We start from the raw sequence: 1,301 nt of genomic DNA, 5'->3' as shown, positions 1-1,301 counted from the left end.
ACGAGTGTATTTTCAGTAACTTGATTAATTTTATTATTCCATTTAAAATGCATAAAGGAGTCCTCCTTGTTTGATGATGGGTCAATGGTCGTTGACACTCATGCATCATACTAGAGGGCTCCTTTTCTTTCAAGACCTCGAACATCCTTTAAACAGGAATGCTGCTCCGATAGTGTTTGAAGGTAAGTAGGATTATTTTCTTCATTAAAATGTCCCCTTTTTTCACCGAGATCAAGGATTGTAGTTCGCCTTCTTTACTGAAATAATGAAAAATAAAATCTGCGGTTGTTTCAGTTACTTTTTATAAAAAAAGGTTGGTGGAGAGTCTACATTTTTTAACCACCTATGTTCTTGAGCATCCATACTATCTTTAACCCAAACATCTCCTTGGTCTTCTTTTTCAGATGTTCGATACCAAGTAATAGATGAACCAACTACTTGAGGTGTATTATCTATTTTATTGTTCTTTGGAAATGTAAGCTGCTTTTGTTCTCCTGATTCAAGATTAATTACATACAACGCAGTAAACATAGTTGGAACTGATCCCACTTTCCACGCTTTGTTTTCTTTCGCCCGAGCAACAATTATTTCATCTGGAGAAAGCCATTCTAAATCTAGGTCTACATATCCTTTAGGTGTGTAGTCCTTTTGTTTATTCAATGTAGGAATCTCGGTAACGGTTGTACTTTTGTTTACAACAAAAAATCTTCCTTCACCCGATATGAAGGCTAGTTGGTTTTTTGTAGGAGCCCACTTTATCCATTTTTCATACCCAAGCATTTTCCCTATAACTTGAAATTGATCTCCAGCTGATGAAAGTACAGCTAATGTATTACTATCATTAGACCAAGACGCAGTTGGTGCTAATAGAAAGCTAACCCAGTTCCCATCAGGGCTCCACTTAAAATAATCTGCATCAATTGCAAATAAGTCGGTTGTATTTGTTTGAATGGTGTAAAAAGGCTTGATTTTATTCGTATCTAGATTGGCATCTACGGGCACTTTAAAAAGACGAACTGGTTCCCATCCAGTAGGAAGTAAATTAGATTGAGATGAAACGATAAACGCTTTTCCGTCGGGGAACCATTCAAAATCACTWACACCTAGAGATACATTTTCAAAGCCGTGTGGTCGSCCATTTTTTGTTTTTGTWACATTTAGGATACCTCTCGAATTGTAAGCTAGTTGATTTGATGTTGGCGACCATTTAATTTGACTTGTTTCAATTGATGGATACGGTTGATAGCTTTCCTTTTTCTTTAAATCATAAATATACAGATACGTTTTTTCTCCATTCTCGT

Annotated in this window: 1 protein-coding gene; it reads right to left on the bottom strand. The window is 36.1% G+C overall.

The annotated features are described in order from the left end of the window. Positions 1-294: 294 nt before the first annotated feature. A partial coding sequence (locus AC1DCY_RS27130) for a translocation protein TolB (RefSeq protein ID WP_477355782.1) occupies positions 295-1,301 on the bottom strand: 1,007 nt, incomplete at its 5' end.

Source organism: Lysinibacillus sp. 10T31 (genome assembly GCF_056394365.1).
Note: the sequence above shows the minus strand (reverse complement) of the source record. Positions and strands in the feature narration are given on the sequence as shown.